Source organism: Paenibacillus borealis, assembly GCF_000758665.1.
Lineage (GTDB): Bacteria > Bacillota > Bacilli > Paenibacillales > Paenibacillaceae > Paenibacillus_AQ > Paenibacillus_AQ borealis.
Genome location: NZ_CP009285.1, coordinates 2,191,595 through 2,209,635 on the forward strand (window position 1 = coordinate 2,191,595; position 18,041 = coordinate 2,209,635).

Here is an 18,041-nt window from a genome sequence, read left to right on the forward strand (position 1 = left end):
AAAGGAGTGCTCGTATGGCCGCTTCGGCAGCAGTTTCCCAAAAAATCAAAGAATCCACCGGTGACCGGATTTTCCTCACTGTGGTCTATACGGTGCTCATCCTTGTGGTGATAGCCGTGCTGTATCCGCTTATCTTCATTATCAGCAGCTCCATCAGCAGTCCGGCGGCTGTAACCTCAGGGCGTGTGTGGCTCTGGCCCGTCGATATTTCCTTCAAGGCATTCAAGGTACTGTTCAGCACGCATGAGATTGTTTCCGGCTATGCCAATTCGATTTTTTATACGGCGGCCGGCACACTGATCAGCGTCACTCTGACGGTTATGATTGCTTATCCTTTGTCGCGCAAAGCGTTTTTTGGACGGAATGTGTTAATGATGGTAATTACGTTCACGATGATCTTCAGCGGCGGGCTGATCCCCACCTATATGGTGGTCCGGCAGATGCATCTGATTGATACCCGCTGGGCGCTTCTCATTCCGAATGCCATCTGGGTGTGGCAGGTCATTATCGCCCGTTCCTTTTTTCAAGCCTCAATTCCCGAGGAGCTGCTTGAAGCCAGTGAGATTGACGGCTGCAGTGACATGCGGTTCATCCGCAGCGTAGTGCTTCCGTTATCCAAGCCCATTCTCGCGGTACTGGTACTGATGTACGCCGTCGGCCAGTGGAACTCCTATTTCGACGCACTGATCTATCTGAAGACGGCGGATCTGTTCCCGCTTCAGCTGGTGCTGCGCAGTATCATTATCCAGAACAACAGCTCCGGAGCGATGGATGCGATGGCGATGGTGGAACGGCAGCAGATGGCGGAGCTTCTGAAATATGCGCTGATTGTTGTGGCTACGCTGCCGGTGCTGGTAATCTATCCTTTTGTCCAGCGTTATTTCGTTCAAGGGATGCTGGTCGGGTCCGTTAAGGGCTGAGGCCTGGCATGTGCACCTGCAAAGGGGGTGAGGCTATCTGCCGGCAGCAAGAAATATCCACCCTGTTCAACTCAAAAAAAGGGAGTGATTCATTTTGAAGAAAAGTCTTATTAGTCTGTTAATGCTGGTAACGGTACTTACAGTTGTGATCAGCGGATGCTCGGGCAAAAATACAAACAGTCCTTCGGGCGCCCGGGCCACCAGTGGTAATGCAGGCGGAAATACAGCTGCGGCAACAGCACCTGTTGAGGTCAGCGTCTTCGCCGTCCAGGAATCGGGCATTGATATTCCAACCAATAAATTCACCACCTTCCTTCAGGACAAATTCAACATCAAGTTCGACTGGCAGATTAATCCGTCTGACGGAGCTAAAGAGAAACGGCAGATCTCGCTGGCCAGCGGCGACTATCCTGATGCGTATCTGCTCACCGCTTATATTGATGAATTCTCGCAGGGCGATGTGCTGAAATACGGCCAGCAGGGTGTTCTTGTGCCGCTGAATGATCTGATTGACAAGTACGCACCGAACATTAAGGCAGCGATGGAAAAGACACCTGCGCTGAAGACGCTGAACACAGCGCCGGACGGCAATATTTACGGGCTGGGGGCTTACACGGAATGCTTCCACTGCTCTTATCCGAACAAGATGTGGATCAACACCGAATGGCTCAAAAAGCTGAATCTGGAAGCACCGAAAACTACCGAAGAGTTCAAGCAGATGCTGGAAGCCTTCAAGACACAGGACCCGAACGGCAACGGTAAAGCGGATGAAGTGCCGCTCAGCGGTTCCACCGAAGATTTCGGCGTACGGATTATTCCTTATCTGATGAACAGCTTCGTCTATGACGATGACCGCAATTATCTCAACCTGACGCCGGACGGCAAGGTCGAATCGGCAGCCATCAAGCCGGAATGGAAAGAGGGCCTGACCTATATCAAGTCCCTGTTCGATGCAGGGCTGATTGATCCGGGGGCCTTCACCCAGAATGCTGAAGCCTTCAAGAAAATCGGCGAGAATGCCGATGCGGAAATTCTTGGCGCCGGTGCGGGCATGCACCCTGCCATCTTCATCAACATTGACCCGGGCAACACGCGTTCAGCGCATTACAACCCGCTTGCTCCGCTTACCGGTCCTTCCGGAGTCTCGTTCGCCACCCATGATGCGGGCGGTGTATCGCCGGGAGCCAAGTTTGTCATTACCAACAAAGCGAGTGAAGAAGCACAAATCGCCTTAATCAAAATGGTGGACTACATGTTCACACCGGAAGGCCAGACCAATTCGGCCAGCGGCATGAAGGGCATTGACTGGACCGATCCGGGTGAAGGCGATGTGGCGCTCGGCAAGGATTCGAAGCCGGTGATCAAGCAGATTCCGATGGCAGAAGGCGAAGCGCCGCGCAATGCGGGCTGGAGCGGAATGGGCCACTTCTATATGCCGAAGGAATACCGCGATACTTTTGTCCAGGGAACAGATATCTATGCTTCCAACGGATATGAACGCAGACTCTATGATGCTACGCTGCTGTATGAGGGCCATGAACCGAAGGACTTGTTCCCGCTCTGGTCGATCTGGATTGACCCGAGTGACATCGACGAAGCCAGCATGCTGCAGACGAACCTCAGAAACTACATTGAGCAGAACGAGCTGCAGTTCATAACAGGCAACAAGGATCTGAACAAGGACTGGGATGCTTATGTGAAAGGTCTGAAGGACCTGAAGCTGGACCGCTATCTGGAGATTCTACAGAAGGCTTATGATGTGTCAGCAAAATAAGGCCAGCTAGCACAGAAGTGCGGGCAGTCTGAACGCTGCAAAACGGATGCCGGCCTCGTTGGCCGGCATTGCTGTTTGCAGTGAAGTTCAAACATTCACCGCATGGGGCAGGTTCAGGCCGATTCATTGGTAAAGAGGTGGAATTATGCGTAATCAGAACAGCAGCGGGGGCAATCCAAGCATTACGCCGCGCCGGGGACTGCCCGGGATGAGAAGCAAGCTTGCGGGGAATGCCCCGCTTACAGCCGCTTTTCTGGGCGGCTCGATTACGGAGGGGGCAGGCGCTTCGGATGCGGATACCACCAGCTGGCGCACGTTGACAGGAGCGTACCTGCAAAGGTTATACGCAGGCCATCCCGTGCGCTGCATTAACGCCGGAGTCGGGGGAACCACTTCCACCTTCGGCGCACACCGGCTGCAGGAGCATGTGCTGCGGGAAGGTCCGGTGGACCTGCTGTTTGTTGAATTCAGCGTCAATGACGGGGAAGACCGCGGGGAGTCGATCCGCGGCATGGAGGGAATTGTCCGCCAGTGCCGGCGGCTGTCTCCTGAGACGGAGCTGATCTTCGTGTACACGGCAGCCGACAAGAATCTGACCGGCTACAAGCCTTTCAATATCGCCGTGCATGAGGAGGTGGCCGATCATTACGGTATCCCTTCGGTTGACTGTGCGGCCAAGGTGTACACAATGATCCACACGGGTGAGCTGGATTGGAGGAGGTTCGCTCCGGACGGTTACCATCCGCTCGATGCCGGACATGCGCTTTATGCCGGCTTGGTGCAGGAGTACTTGCGGCAGGCGATTGTACCGGGCGGCGTTCAGCTGGAGGAAGCAGGCGCGGAAGAGACGGCGGTGCTGATAAAGGAAGCGGAAGAGAAGGCGGTGCTGCCCGCTCCGCTGGACAGCCGGAATTATGAATACGGCGGGCTGCTGGAGTACAGCGCCGCCGAATACTCTGCGGCCTTCCGCATCCAGGAGCTTCAGCCCGGCGAGCCGCTGATGAATTGGCGGTTCTCTACAGAGCATGCCCATACCAATGATCCGCAGGCCGATTTCAGCTTCACGGTGACGGGACAATGTGCCGGGCTGGTGCTGCTGTACGGGCCGGACTCGGGTATTGTGGAATATTCGCTGAACGGCGGACCTTATGCTGAAATCAATCTGTTCGATGACTGGTGCCTGCATGCTTACCGGCCCATCCTGGCATTATTTCCGGTTCAAGCGGAGCGCGGTGTGCTGCAGGTTACTGTCCGCAATACAGGGCACAAGGACAGCCGGAGTACCGGAACCGGTCTGCGGGTGCTTAAACTGCTCTATAACTGAATAACCATTCATCCGGGAGGTGTTTGATATTCATCACGAAGTTCATCCCGTAGACGATGACCGTCCGGTTCACCGGACTGTGCTCCGGCTGACCGATTTCGGGGCCATTCCCGACTCGGGCGGGGATGCCCGGCCTGCGATGCAGCGGGCGATTGAAGCCGCTGGCAGGCTGGAGGGTCCGGTGCTGCTGGATTGCGCGCAGGGCAGCTATCATTTCTACCCGGACCATGCGCTCCGGGTTCCTTATTACATTACCAACACAGCCAGCGAGGAAGAGCTTCCCGATGTGACCAAGACCGCCGGTCTGCTGCTGAAGGGGCAATGTCAGCTGACACTGGAAGGGAACGGCTCGCTGTTTCTCTTCCACGGGAAGCAGACGATGCTGATTCTGGATAGCTGCACGGACATCGAGATCCGCAACCTGCATCTGGATTATGTCCAGCCGACAGTAGCCGAGATGACCGTGGAACAATGCGGTGCTGACTTCTGCGAAGTAACCGTTCATCCGGATTCACGGTATGAGCTGAACGGCGGCGGGCTGGATTGGATAGGCGAGGGCTGGCGGTTCCGTGAAGGTCCGATGCAGGTCTATGATCCCGTGCAGAACATAACCTGGCGGACGGATAACTGGCTGGCGGAAGCGCGGCTTGTCGAGGAGCTCAGCCCGCACAGGCTGCGTTTCAGTTTCGGTTTCCGGCCGGATGCTGCTCCGGGGACGGTCCTGCAGGTGCGGGACGGCATCCGGGATCAGGCCGGAGTCTTTATCACGGAGAGCTCCGGCGTGACGTTTCAGAACGCAGGCATACATTTCATGCACGGGCTGGGGATCGTCGGCCAGTTCAGCCGGGATCTCATCTTCCGGCAGCTGGATCTGTCGCCGCGCCCAGAGACCGGGCGGACCGTTGCCGGATTCGCCGATTTCATTCATCTGTCCGGCTGCCGGGGACAGCTTCTGATCGAAGACAGCCGCTTTGCCGGAGCACATGATGATGCCATTAATGTGCATGGCACTTACCTGCGGATTACCGGGCAGCCTGCCGGAAATAAGCTGAAGGTCAGGTTCATGCATCCGCAAACCTACGGCTTTATGGCCTTTCACCCGGGCGATGAGATTGAGTTCGTCCGTGCGGAATCCCTGACGGCATATGCAGCCAGCCGGGTTGCCGGTGTCCTGCAGCTGAACCCGCGTGAACTGGAGTTAACGCTGGAAGGGCCCGTCCCGCCGGGCATAGGCGGAAATGATGTCATTGAGAATGTCACCTGGACTCCGGAGGTGGAGATCAGGGGCAATGTTTTCAAGCGGATTCCGACGAGGGGGATTCTGGTGACTACAAGGCGCAGGACGGTGATTGCGGACAATTTATTCGAGCGGATGCAGATGAGCGCCCTTCTGGTTGCTGCCGATGCGGAGTCCTGGTATGAGTCTGGTGCTGTCAGTGACATAACCATTACCGGGAACCGGTTCATTGCCTGCGGCAGCAGCGATGCACCTGTCATTCACATAGCCCCGGAGAATAAGGATGCGGACAGCAGAGTGCCTGTGCACCGGAATATACGTATAGAGCACAACCTCTTTGAGACTGGGGATGCCCCCGTTCTCAGTGCCAGAAGCACGCAGGGATTAACATTCAGGCATAATCGTGTGGTTGTTGCGGCGCCAGATGCGGGAGATAGAGACAGGGAAATGGGCATGGACAACGACAGGAGCATGGACAAAGACAGATTCTCAAGCCTTGAGAAGGCGATCCGGCTTACAGCCTGTAGCGGGGTGGACGTAACAGAGAATTCTTTTACATGGAGGAACAGTGGGGACGCAGAAGAAGCTGGTGGTCTTTCTGGACAGCGGAAACACGCTGACCGATGAAGGCGCGGAGCTGTTGCTGCGCTGACCGCAGAGTCTAGGAGCAAAATGCGTCAGATCGCGCTATGGATCGGAAGATCGCTGCATGGCAACCGTTGGCTTCTATTTTTATAATGAGAGCAGACTTGGAGTGCAGGTCAACGGATCTGCCGCTGCAAGGTTCATCAAGCTTAAAAGGGAGGCAAATCATGCGAACTGACAGCGAAATTGCCGTACAAGTAGAACTCAAAGAAGGGGCTCTGGTCCGTATAAATAATGGCCTGCTGGAGCTGGACATTGATCTGGCGACAGGGGAGGCTTCCTGCACCGGCAGGCATTCCTCGGCAGTGAAGGGAATGCGCAGCGCATACCGCTGGAACGGCCGGGAATATCATACCGGGAGCTATGCCAGCCATCAGCTGAAAGAGCAGAACGAAACTGTTCAGGACGGATTCGGCAGAGGCGTACATCTTATGGTCCTGCACGAATCGGCAGAGCTTCCGCAGCTGGAGCAGCATTTCTATATTTATGAGCAGTCTGCATTTGTGCTGCTGCAGAGCGTAGTAGCAAGCGATACGGGGATCAGGACGAACCGTCTGGCCGTCATTCAATCAGGGGAAGTATCACTGGACGCGGAGTCCGGGCCGGCGGATGTAAGTGTGCTGCGTGTGCCGTTTGACAATGATAAATGGGTCAGATATACGGTGGAGAAGCCGCCGCTGAAGACGGAGAGCTACGAAGTGGCGGCATTGTTCCGGCAGGACAGCCGCCGCGGGATTATCCTCGGGTCCCTCACCCATAAGGTATGGAAGACCGGGATTAAGGTTACAGGCGGGCAGGCCGGAGAAGTCGGATTGGAGCTGTACGGCGGTGCCGCAGGCGAGATGACCCGCGACTTCCAGCCACACGGTTATGTTAAGGGGACGCGGGTAGAATCGCCGCTGGTCTGGCTGGGCTTCTATGAGGATTACAGAGAGGGCCTGGAAGCTTACGGACGGGCTAACACCTGGATCGAAGCTCCGCTTCCGTGGACAGGCGGGGTACCGGTCGGCTGGAACAGCTGGTCCGCCGCGATGAGCAATCTGGATTATAATCTGTACACTTCCACCAGCGATTTCCTGAGACAAGAGGTGCAGCCGCTCGGATTCCACAATAAGGACACGCTGTACATCAACTTCGACGCATTCTGGGACCAGCTGACAGCGGCCGAAATGGCAGATGCACTGAACCGGGTGAGGAGCAACGGACATAAGCCCGGAACCTATTGGACGCCTTTTGCCTTCTGGGGCAGCCCGGCCCAGTTCGCCAAGGAGGTTGAAGGGACAGACGGTAAGTATACGTATGGCGATATCCTTCTGCGCGACAGCGAAGGCGAGGTTCTGCCGGATGTGGACGGCGGTCTGGCCATTGATCCGACACATCCGGGCAGCCTGCTGAGAATGGACTGGTTCACGGATAAATTCATTGCGGAGGGATTTGAGTATATCAAGCTGGATTTTCTGGCGCATGGTGCGCTGGAGGGTCGGCACTACCATCCGGAGATCACCACCGGAATTGCAGCTTATCATTACGGGATGTCGTACCTGCAGCACAAGCTCTCACCGGAAGTCACTGGCCGTCCTTTCTTCATCAACCTGTCTATTGCTCCGCTGTTCCCGTATGCCTTCGCGCACAGCCGCCGCGTATCCTGCGACGTCTTCGGCACGCTTAAGGATACGGAGTACCTGCTTAACTCGCTGACGCATGGCTGGTGGATGAATAACACGCTATACCGCTATAACGATCCTGACCATTCGGTGCTGTACAAGAGCTTCAATCAGGAGCCGACCGGCTGGCATGAGGGAAGAAGCAGGCTGACCGCTTCGGTCATTGCAGGCACGGTGCTGCTGCTGGGCGATGATTTCCGCAAGGAGGAGGCGGCCACACGGGCCAAGGCATGGCTGGGAAATAAAGGGATCATGGACGTGGCCCGTCTCGGGAAGACCTTCCGGCCGGTTGAAGGCGATTTGGGCGAGGGCGCTTCCGATATCTTCGTGCTTGAAGCTGCGGAAGAGCAAGCCTTCTATCTGGCCGTCTTCAACTTCGATAATGCACAGGCTGCGCATAAATCCGTTTCGCTAGGGCGTGCCGGGCTCGATGCCAAGACAGCTTACAGCGTTCAGGATCTATGGGAAGGTACACGAGGGGAAGTGCCGGATGGGGTGCTCACAGTAACACTGGAACCGGCAGAGTCGAAAATTTACAAGCTGAGTGTGAAGTCATGACAGACAGGAGAATGAGGGATGAACGACTATAGATTATGGTATTCGGCCCCCGCAGCGGGGTGGGCCCAGGGACTGCCTCTGGGCAACGGCAGATTAGGAGCCGTTGTAATGGCTGCTCCGCACCGTGAAGTGTGGAGCATGAGCGAGGTCACCTACTGGTCCGGACAGACCGATCCGGCGCCAACTTCTGGAGGAGGCAAGGCTGCGCTGGAAGAGATGCGCCAGCATTTCTTCAGCGGGGATTACGAAGGGGGCGACCGTCTTGCCAAGCAGCATCTGCAGCCGGCGAAGCAGAATTTCGGTACGAACCTCGGATTATGCGAGGTAGTGATAGATTTCGAGGAGCAGAAGCAGGAACAGGTGTCAGGGGAAGCCGGGCACTTCCGGCGCGAGCTGGATCTGACGAATGCGGTGGCCGGAGCGGTGTATCAGGGCAAGAGCGCGGTGCTGCACCGTGAGGTCTTCGCTTCGCATGCCGGTAATCTGGTGGCTTCAAGAATTTGGAGCAGCCTGCCTGGCGAAGTGTCCTTTACGCTGAGTCTGGTGAACGGGACGGAGCCGTTCCCAGCGGCAGCTGCGGATGGCGACAGTCTGGAATTCAGGAGTCAGGCGACAGAACATATACACAGCAACGGCGCTTGCGGGGTCCATGCCAAAGGGTTGGTCAAAGTGGAAATTTCCGGCGGAACAATTCATAGCGGAAACGGCCGGCTGACAGTCACCGGAGCCGATGAGGCCCGGATATACTTCGCAGTCAGCACCGATTACCGCCGTACAGGTCCGGAATGGGAATCTGAAAGCCGCAGCACCATTGAGCAGGCGGCAGGCAAAGGCTACGAACAGCTGAGAGAGGAGCATATTGCTGATTACCGCCGGGAGTATGACAAGGTGAGTATCCAGCTGGGCCGCTCAGATAAGGCTGATCTTCCTACCGATGAGCGTATTCAATCCCTGGGAAGGGACGGCGTGGAGGATCCGCAGCTGTTCGCGCTGTTCCTGCAGTACGGGCGTTATCTCACAATCGCCGGCTCCCGGGCGGATTCGCCGCTGCCGCTGCATCTGCAGGGCATCTGGAATGACGGCGAGGCCTGCCGGATGGGCTGGAGCTGCGATTATCATCTGGATGTCAACACCCAGATGAATTATTATCCTACGGAGATTACGAATCTGGGGGACAGCCATCTTCCGCTGATGCGCTATATCGAAGAGCTGGCACAGGCGGGAAGACCGACTGCAAACCGGCTGTACGGCAGCGGAGGCTGGGTCGCCCATGTATTCTCCAATGTCTGGGGCTTCACACTTCCGGGCTGGGAGACTTCATGGGGACTCAATGTTACGGGCGGATTATGGCTTGCTACACATCTGATCCGGCATTATGAATACAGCCTGGACCGTGAATTCCTGGAGCAACAGGCTTATCCTGTACTCAAGGAGGCCGCAGCCTTCTACCTGGATTATATGTGCGTCCATCCCGAATACGGCTGGCTGGTTACCGGCCCGGCCAATTCGCCGGAGAACAGCTTCTATCCCGGTGACCCCGGGGAGGGGGCGCAGCAGTTGTCCATGGGGCCGACGATGGATCAGATTCTGGTCCGGGAGCTGTTTGAATTCTGCCTGATGTCGGCAGAGCTGCTGGACAGGGATGAGGATTTCCAGCGGGTACTGCAGGAAGCTATATCTATGCTTCCGCCGCTTCAGATCGGCAAGAAAGGGCAGCTGCAGGAATGGCTGGAGGATTATGAGGAAGCCCAGCCGGAGCACCGGCATCTGTCCCATATGTTCGCGCTGTATCCCGGCAACGGGATCACTCCCGGCCGGACACCGGAGCTTAGCGGGGCGGCCAGAGTGACGCTGGAGAACCGTATGCTCCAGAATGAGCTGGAGGATGTGGAATTCACCGCGGCTTTGTTCGGGCTTGGCTTTGCCAGACTGCATGACGGGGAGAAGGCTTACAAGCATATCTCCCACCTGATTGGCGGCCTGTGCTTCGATAATCTGTTCACCTATTCCAAATCGGGCATTGCCGGAGCGGAGAGCAATATCTTCGTCATCGACGGGAATTTCGGCGGTACGGCTGTGATTGCCGAGATGCTGCTGCAAAGCCATGCAGATGAGATTCATCTGCTGCCTGCACTACCTGCGGCCTGGAGCACCGGAGCGGTATCCGGACTGCGGGCCAAGGGCAATACAGAGGTGGATGCTGTCTGGAATAATGGACAGCTGACGTCAGCCGAGATACGCACCTTCTCTCCGGGAACGGTGACGGTGCGCTGGGGAGAGCAAAGAACCTCCTTCCAGGCGGAAGCAGGAGGAAGCTACAGATTAGGCAGCCGGCTGGAGCTGTTGCCATAATGAAGACGGGGGCGGATTCCGCCCCCTTTTGTCGTATAAATCAAGATAGCAGCCCTGAGAATGGCTTCCATCGACGATTATAGATCCTGAGCGGTATACTCCTAAATAACGAATGATGCCTGAAAATGCCTTTCTTTGATCCGGACCTTCGTTGAATGGCGGGAAAAGAATATAATTGGGGTAGAAGCTGGCAGCAAAGAGGAGGAACTCCGGTGTACAGTATTTTTCTGGTAGACGATGAGGCGCTTGAGCTTGAAACGCTGAGAGACTATATACGCTGGGAAGAGATGGGGATCTATGTTGTCGGCACCGCCGGCAACGGCAGGGATGCCCTGGAGAAGATAGAGGCTATCCGGCCGGACATTGTGCTTACGGATGTGCAGATGCCAATTATGAACGGTATTGACCTTGCCCGGAATCTAAACGAACGTTATGACTGGATTCAGGTGATGTTCTTAACCGGGCACGATGAATTCCATTATGTGAAATCCGCCCTCCATGCCGGAGCTGTCGGTTATCTGCTGAAGCCGCTGGATCTGAATGAAATTGAGAGCGTTATCACCAAAGTGAAGCAGCTCTGCGAGGAATCGCGGATGAAGCTTCGTTCCATAGAGGCTGCCAAAGCCAAGATTCTCAAGGAGCTTTCCGGTGAAAAAAATACGGAACAGGCTGCCGGACTTGCGCACAGCTTCAGCCTGCTGGCCCGCCAGCCGGAGACAGCCCGTTATGCGCTGGCCTTATTCAGTGTCGATCCCAAGGAGGCGGAAGGGGAGCAGCAGAGTCTGGAGGAGTGGATGAGCAGATTAACGGCTTATCTGGGCCATTTTTTCAAGCTGAAGAACCTGGAAACGGTCTTTGTCCCTTATAAGGAAGGGGAGATAGGCGTGTATATGGAAGCTGCGAAGCAGCCGGGCCACTATGCCTGGGAGGACCTCGCCGAATCGATCCGCAGGGCGCTGGATTTCACGGTAACCGCTGCAGTCGGCGGGCAGGAGACCGCTCTCCCCAATATCCATGAGCTGTATGAGCAGACGCGTGTGATCCTGAATGAGCGTTTCTATGAAGGAGCGGGCAAAGTCATTCATGGCGCAGCGGTGCGTGAGCAGTTCTACAGCGAACATCTCCCGCCGTTTGAACGCAAGGCATGGTTCGATTTGATTAACCGGCTGGATTTCGAACAGGCTGCACAGCAGCTCCACCGGTATTTCAGGGGACTCGCGGCACTGCGGGTCAAGCAAAAAAACATTTGCGGCTGGGCCATTGAGCTGACCGGCGAGCTGCTGGAGCTGCACAAGCCTGCCCCTGAAGGCTTCAAGCGCGCGGAGCTGTATCATTCCATCTATAATGCGCTGACCCTGCATGAGATTGAGGATTTGATACTGGGTACGGCCGGGACTGCGGTGAGCATGCTGGGTGAACGTTTCATGGACAAAAATGATAAGCTCGTCCATAAGGTCCGTACCGTAATCGATCAGCAGTATGATATGCCGATTACCATCAACAGCCTGTCGGAGCAGGTGTATTTGTCGCCTAACTATTTACGGTCCATCTTCAAGGACAAGACCGGCATGACGATTCACGACTATCTGACGCGCACCCGGCTCGGCAAGGCGAAGGAGCTGCTGGCCGACGGCTCGCTCAGGATTCAGGATATCGCACAGCGTGTCGGCTATGAGAGCACGTCTTATTTCATCTCCCTGTTTGTGAAGAATCTGGGCGTCACTCCGAATGAGTTCCGCAAGAGTATCTGAGGGTAACCAAGAAAGATGATTTGCCTTATGAATTGTAAGAATGCGATATGGACATTTCCCTCCCGGTTTCTACAATTAGCTTAGAAAGCGATTACAAGAGCTAGTGAGCACACCAAACGGAGGGATGTTATGCTTGGACATTTTATGAAAAAAAGGGTTTCTGCTTCTTATCATCATCTGTCTGGCAGGGGCCGGCGGCAGCCAGTTCATCAGGCCGGTATACGCCGATGAAGCGAATGCCTATGAAGCTGAGAGGCTGACGGGAATACGTTGAGCGGGAACGCATCTATTTCGGACAGCACCGCAGCTTCCGGCGGCATGAAGGTCGGCGGCATGTATCAGGGCAGCTCCCTGCAGTTCAATCATGTAACGGTAGGCGAGACAGGGGATTATACCATTACGGTGTACTATATCTCCGGCGATCCGCGCAGCTTCTATGTCAGCAGCAATGGCGGCGCTGAACAGTACTATGAACTGCCGAAGATGGGATACAGTGGGGACCTACGAGCTTACGCTGCCGCTGAACGAAGGCGGGAATACCATTACTTTTGCCGACGGTAACTGGTATGCGCCCGATATTGACCGGATTATCGTGGAGCCGTTGGCGCATACCGGACCGGAGAATCCGGGTCAAGAAGATGACAATCTCGGAACACTGGTCAGCTCGCACAGCTACGGGGCGATCACGGCCGGGACAGTTCGCCCCTCAAGGGAAGGCTACCCGGGCAGAAGCGGCCCAGGTGATCCATAACCTGCTATTCGCTGTCCAATAAGCTGTACGCTAACGTAACAGGAGAGTCCCGCAGCCATGAACGGCTGGCCGAGACTCTCCTGTTTGGCACGCCGGGGGCAAAAGAAAATAAAGTTGTAGACTGGCGATGCCATTAATAAGATAGCAGGCAGATTCGTTGAAGATTAATTGTCATTCGAAAAATCGAAGCATTCTTTCGATTGGCTTAGAGCATGTTCTTATACACTACTGCGTTTTTCATAATGAACCGAATATTGTTTACATCCGACAGAATAGCCAGATCCTTAACCGGATTACCCCTGATCATGAGCAAATCCGCAAACGAGCCTTCCTCCAGAACCCCGATTTTGCCCTCTGGATAGGGATTCTGATAGGTGGATAACTTAAGAAGCTCATGCGCATTTCCTGTCGCCGCGACGAGGCCGCGATAACTGCCGAACCGCGCTTTGTATAAGCGGAAATCGTCAAGCTGGATTTCTGCGGCTTTATCGGTATTGCCGAAGGCGTCGGTTCCATACAGAATGGGCAGGTTGTATTTGTTGATCAATTCGGTCGAAATTCTTTCGCCCCTGCGAAAATCTTCAATGAGCTTAATAACGGATTTCGGCAGCCCTTCCAGCGGATACTCCCTTCCCAATTGCGGGCCTGGGGTGATCCAAATGCCCTGACCGGCAACGATTCTGGCAGTTTCTTCATCGAGCATCGTGGCGTGCTCGAAGCACTTTACACCCGCATTGGCCGCGCGGCGCATGGACTGCGGCGTATACAGATGCGCCATGACATAGGTGCCGTAGTCGGCGGCTGCGCAGACGGCGGCCTTCATTTCTTCCAAACTGAACTGTACGGTTGGAAGAGGATCGTAAGCGGAGCTGAATCCTCCTCCCGCCATCAGCTTTATTTGGGACGCTCCCAAAAACAACTGTTCCCTTACTGCACGAATCACTTCGTCCACACCGTCGGCAATGACCGATAGCTTGCTGTTCAAATCGGCGGAGGCATATATTCTATCGGTGATTCGTTCTTCTGCATGATTCGCCCGAATATCGCCATGTCCGCTGGTCTGCGAGATCATGGAGTTGGAAGGCAGGATCCTGGGGCCTTCAAGATAACCGTTGTCGATGTTTTTCTTCAAGCCGAAGGTGATGCCGCCCGCGTCGCGCACGGTTGTAAAGCCGCGAAGCAGCATTTCCCTGGCAAATCGGACCGAACGGACCGCTTTCTCGTCAATACGCCAGCCGTCCGACAGAGAGTCGCCGGTAATGGATAAATGCACATGCGCATCGGTCAAGCCCGGTATGACGGTATGGTTTCCCGCATCGTACACCGCTGCAAATCCGCTTTCCGGAATCGATCCGCTGACGATGTCCCTGACCAGATTGTGCTCGATGACAATGTTCACTTTCTCCTGCAATTCGGCGTGTCTGCCGTCAAACACATTGGCATTTTTAATTAGAACCTTCAAGGCTTTCACCTCACATTAGGATTAGGTTCGAAGTGCTTTGGATAGGGGTCGTCCATCAAGCGATTCCAATGAAAAGCTCCGTTTAGCGCTTGGTACAGCTGGAGCAGTGTACTTGCGATTCCCGCCGCGCCGTGCATATACCCTTTGTTCACGGTGAGCTTCTCTGGCTCTAAGCGAGTCTCCGCAAGAGGCCAAGCTATTTTGTCATGTCCAACGTCTTCCGCTTCGCCCAGAAGCACACCGGCGCAGCGCTTCGCGACATCGAGGTAATGCCGATCCCCGAACGCCGTAAACAAAGCAAGATGGAACTGAAGAATCGCCGCCGTGCCGCAGCAGACGCAAGTATTGTTCCAGTAGCCGGAGGATTGAATTTCCGGTGCCCCGAAGCTGAGAATTCCTTTGCTCATGTTCTCGACCGTGCTCTTATAACGGGTTTCTCCCGTCAACAGATACAGCTGATAAAATATTTTGGAGGTTCCGCCCGCACCATGGCAGGCGCCTAAATAAAAAGTTCTGTCCTGAGGGTCATCCATTAGAGGAACAAGCGCCCCGTCTTTCAGCGGTACGGATATCGCATTCAGATAATCCGCTGCCGACCTGGCAGAAGCCAGGAAAGTTTGGTCTTGGGTATAGGCATAGAATACCGACATCACATAACCGATACCGGAAGTTCCGATCACGAAATTGGGAAAGCTGTACGGATAACCGAAGGGCTTTACATCCCACGCCGCTCCTCCCCGAGAATTCGGGCGTTGGCTCTTTACGATCGTGCGGGCCGAGGTGACTGCCAGCGCATGCAATTGCTTGTCGTCCAGCACGGCGGCAAGCTTCAGCATGAGGAGGGCAAGGCCGGAATCTCCTAAGGCGTAATAAGGAAGTCCGGTCCAGCCCGCATCGCCGTTATCCCATTCGACGGACGCGGCCAAATACAGGGCGATTTCCCGCAAGGCGATCAAGGTGCCCTCGTCGCGTGTTTCTTCGTAATACGTCAAGAGCGCACTGGCTATGCTTCCAATACCTGAATTGACATTCAGCTCGATATATTTTGCATTCGGATTCTGAATCCGCAATTGCTTCCGCCAGTGCCGGCCAATATATCGAAAACCCTCTTGCGAAATTCGCAAATAGCCACTAATTTGAGTAGACTTGTACAGCTCCAGATAGAAATAGGAAAGACCCGCCGCACCGTTTTCAAATCCGAGGTCTATCTCAGCATCCGGCCTGTCGATCCAATAAAAGCCGTCCGGGTCGGATACGCGATATTGTTCAATATAGCGATGCGCCTTTTCAATCGTATCGAGAAGACCGGTCGCTTCCACTTGTTTGAAGGAGGTAAAGGGTTTTCCAATGGCATGAGTATGGTCTTTCATTCGGGCAACTCCTTAGATATTGAATTCAATTGGCTCCAAAATTCTTCTCAAAAACTGCCTCGTTCGTTCTTCCTTTGGCCGGACCAACACTTCGCTCGGAATTCCTTGCTCCACGATAACGCCGCCGTCCATAAAAATGACCTTGCTGGCCACATCGTGGGCAAACGAGATTTCATGCGTGACGATAATCATGGTGATGCCTTCACTCGCGATCTTCTTGATCAGCGACAAGGTTTCGCCGATCAATTCCGGATCCAAAGCCGATGTCGGCTCGTCAAACAGGATCACTTCCGGACTTAGCGCAACTGCTCTGGCGATGCCGACGCGTTGTTGCTGTCCGCCGGAAAGCTGCGACGGATAATAGTCGTTCCGGTCGGCCAGTCCCACCTTGACCAATGCGTTCTTAGCGATTTTAATCGCTTCGGCTTTCGGGATTTTTCTCCCGATGATCAAACCCTCAGTCACATTCTCCAATGCGGTCTTGTTATTGAACAGATTGTGATTCTGGAATACAAACGCCGTTTTTTGACGAAATTCAAGAATATCCCGTTTTTTCGCCTTCTTAAACTCGGTAGTCTTCTCTCCAATGGTGAGCGTGCCTTGATCGGCTTTTTCCAAAAAAACGATGCTTCTCAGAAGGGTCGTTTTACCCGAGCCGCTTGCGCCTAGAATGACAACAACTTCGCCTTTATCGACATGAACGTCCACACCTTTAAGAATTTTATTTTTCCCAAAGGATTTGTGGATGTTTTTTATTTCGATCATGCGGCTTCACCCCTGTATTTTCCGATGCTTTTTTCCAATGCTTTGCCCAAAAACTCAACAATGAGGCTGAGTCCCCAGTAAACCAATGCGGCTGCCAGATAAGCTTCAAAGTAACTAAAGTACAAGTTTGCGTATTTTAATGCCCCATTAAGAACATCGACGACTCCGATCAAGATAACAAGGGAGGTTGCCTTCATCAGCGCAATGACGATCCCCGTTAGTGAGGGTACAAACACAATCATCATCTGTGGAATGATGATTCGCCGAAAAGTCTTAAAAAAACTTAATCCGACCGTATATCCGGCTTCATACTGGCCTTTGTCAACCGATAAGAGCGAGCCTCTAATATATTCGCTCATGTGGGCAATAGAAGGCAAAGAAAGCGCAAAGATACCGACATAAATGCGACTGACATCCCGTATCGTAACGGTCAAGTGCAATAATCTTGCAATACTATCAAAATGCGTAACAAATAGAATGCTGGATACGACTAAAATTAAATTGATCGGAATCGCCTTGAAAGCAATAACGAAACCATCGGCAACGAGCGAAAACACCGGAATGCGGTATGTCCGAAGTGCTGCGAAAATGACTCCGAAAAACAATCCGATCACGACCACCACGAATGTGATAAGCAGCGTAGTGGGGATGTAGGATACGGCACTCTTAAACGCTTCTACTATAAACTGCGGTTTAATATTCATAGGGACCCATCCACCGGTTTCCTTCCGTAGTTCAATTTCTTAATCAGGATTGATGACCCTTTCTCAAGAACGATGCTGGCAGCAACAAAAATAAGGGCGGCATCCGCATATCCTTCGAGAGAATGCTGCGTGCTGTAACTGATGACGGTAATCATCCCCATCATATCGATGATACCAAGCATATAAACAAGCGCAGTGGCCGGCAGTAGCCCCACAATCATAGCGCTAAGCCCTGGCAACAACACGCGAAAGGCCTGGGGTAGCACAATCCTGCGAAAGGTTTGAAAACCGGTAAGTCCGACCATGTGTCCCGCCTCCGTCTGACCGCGCGGAACGGACAGGATGGCCGCACGGATGTGCTCCGCCAGAAATGCACCTTCGTTCATACCGAACGCCAAAAACACAAATATCAATTTAGGCCAGCCCGAAGCGACATTGCTGCCGAAAATGACGTTAAGGAGCAGCGGGATTCCGTAATAGACCAAAAAGATGTGAATCAATATAGGAGTCCCTCTGAAAAATGAAATATAAATGCCGGCGAATTGATGCAAAACCGGGATCTTTTTGACCCGAATGACCGCCAATACGGTTCCCAGAATAAGAGCCAATAGAGTCGAAACGAAGACCACATACAGCGAAATCGGGAACTTGGCCAGTATTTTCGGGAAATACTCCATCATCCGTTCAATTGAAAAAAAATCGTCGTTCATAGGAGCCTTCCCTTCAGGTTCGCCCACGCTGCGAAGAGGATCTCTTCGCAACGC

The 18,041-nt window shown here is 54.1% G+C and carries 13 protein-coding genes; 8 read left to right on the forward strand and 5 right to left on the reverse strand.

The features are described from left to right. Positions 1 to 14: 14 nt before the first annotated feature. From PBOR_RS09175 to PBOR_RS36895, 8 genes are all read left to right on the forward strand, one after another. Entirely contained in the window at positions 15 to 920 is a 906-nt protein-coding gene (locus tag PBOR_RS09175) for a carbohydrate ABC transporter permease (RefSeq protein ID WP_042211411.1), read from the forward strand. Positions 921 to 1,014: 94 nt separating this feature from the next. Continuing rightward, complete coding sequence (locus PBOR_RS09180; RefSeq protein ID WP_042211412.1) at positions 1,015 to 2,694, forward strand: type 2 periplasmic-binding domain-containing protein; 1,680 nt, start codon at positions 1,015 to 1,017, stop codon at positions 2,692 to 2,694. Positions 2,695 to 2,839: 145 nt separating this feature from the next. Next, entirely contained in the window at positions 2,840 to 4,018 is a 1,179-nt protein-coding gene (locus PBOR_RS35365) for an SGNH/GDSL hydrolase family protein (RefSeq protein WP_052429395.1), read from the forward strand. A gap of 19 nt (positions 4,019 to 4,037) precedes the next feature. Continuing rightward, a complete protein-coding gene (locus PBOR_RS09190) occupies positions 4,038 to 5,882 on the forward strand; it encodes a right-handed parallel beta-helix repeat-containing protein (protein ID WP_052429396.1) in 1,845 nt (614 codons plus the stop codon). 185 nt (positions 5,883 to 6,067) lie between these two features. Further along, a complete protein-coding gene (locus PBOR_RS09195; protein ID WP_042211413.1) occupies positions 6,068 to 8,122 on the forward strand; it encodes an alpha-galactosidase in 2,055 nt (684 codons plus the stop codon). Between the two features lie 18 nt (positions 8,123 to 8,140). Further along, positions 8,141 to 10,474, forward strand: coding sequence for a glycoside hydrolase family 95 protein (locus PBOR_RS09200; protein ID WP_042211414.1), 2,334 nt, complete (start codon positions 8,141 to 8,143; stop codon positions 10,472 to 10,474). 212 nt (positions 10,475 to 10,686) lie between these two features. Beyond that, positions 10,687 to 12,225 (forward strand): response regulator, encoded by a 1,539-nt coding sequence (locus PBOR_RS09205; RefSeq protein ID WP_042211415.1) that lies wholly within the window; start codon positions 10,687 to 10,689, stop codon positions 12,223 to 12,225. 436 nt (positions 12,226 to 12,661) lie between these two features. Next, on the forward strand, positions 12,662 to 12,976 hold the full coding sequence (locus tag PBOR_RS36895) for a carbohydrate-binding protein (RefSeq protein ID WP_167549529.1): 315 nt from the start codon (positions 12,662 to 12,664) through the stop codon (positions 12,974 to 12,976). A gap of 205 nt (positions 12,977 to 13,181) precedes the next feature. Here PBOR_RS36895 and PBOR_RS09215 read toward each other — a convergent pair whose 3' ends face one another. The 5 genes from PBOR_RS09215 to PBOR_RS09235 are packed head-to-tail and all read right to left on the reverse strand — an operon-like array spanning position 13,182 to position 17,987. Beyond that, complete coding sequence (locus tag PBOR_RS09215; protein WP_042211417.1) at positions 13,182 to 14,438, reverse strand: metal-dependent hydrolase family protein; 1,257 nt, start codon at positions 14,436 to 14,438, stop codon at positions 13,182 to 13,184. Between the two features lie 5 nt (positions 14,439 to 14,443). Further along, complete coding sequence (locus PBOR_RS09220; protein ID WP_042211418.1) at positions 14,444 to 15,808, reverse strand: lanthionine synthetase LanC family protein; 1,365 nt, start codon at positions 15,806 to 15,808, stop codon at positions 14,444 to 14,446. A gap of 12 nt (positions 15,809 to 15,820) precedes the next feature. Next, complete coding sequence (locus PBOR_RS09225) at positions 15,821 to 16,573, reverse strand: amino acid ABC transporter ATP-binding protein (protein WP_042211419.1); 753 nt, start codon at positions 16,571 to 16,573, stop codon at positions 15,821 to 15,823. Then, a complete protein-coding gene (locus PBOR_RS09230; protein WP_042211420.1) occupies positions 16,570 to 17,277 on the reverse strand; it encodes an amino acid ABC transporter permease in 708 nt (235 codons plus the stop codon). Before PBOR_RS09230 ends, PBOR_RS09225 begins: the two co-directional genes overlap by 4 nt. Next, positions 17,274 to 17,987, reverse strand: a complete 714-nt coding sequence (locus tag PBOR_RS09235) for an amino acid ABC transporter permease (RefSeq protein WP_042211421.1) — start codon at positions 17,985 to 17,987, stop codon at positions 17,274 to 17,276. Before PBOR_RS09235 ends, PBOR_RS09230 begins: the two co-directional genes overlap by 4 nt. Between the last annotated feature and the right edge of the window lie 54 nt (positions 17,988 to 18,041).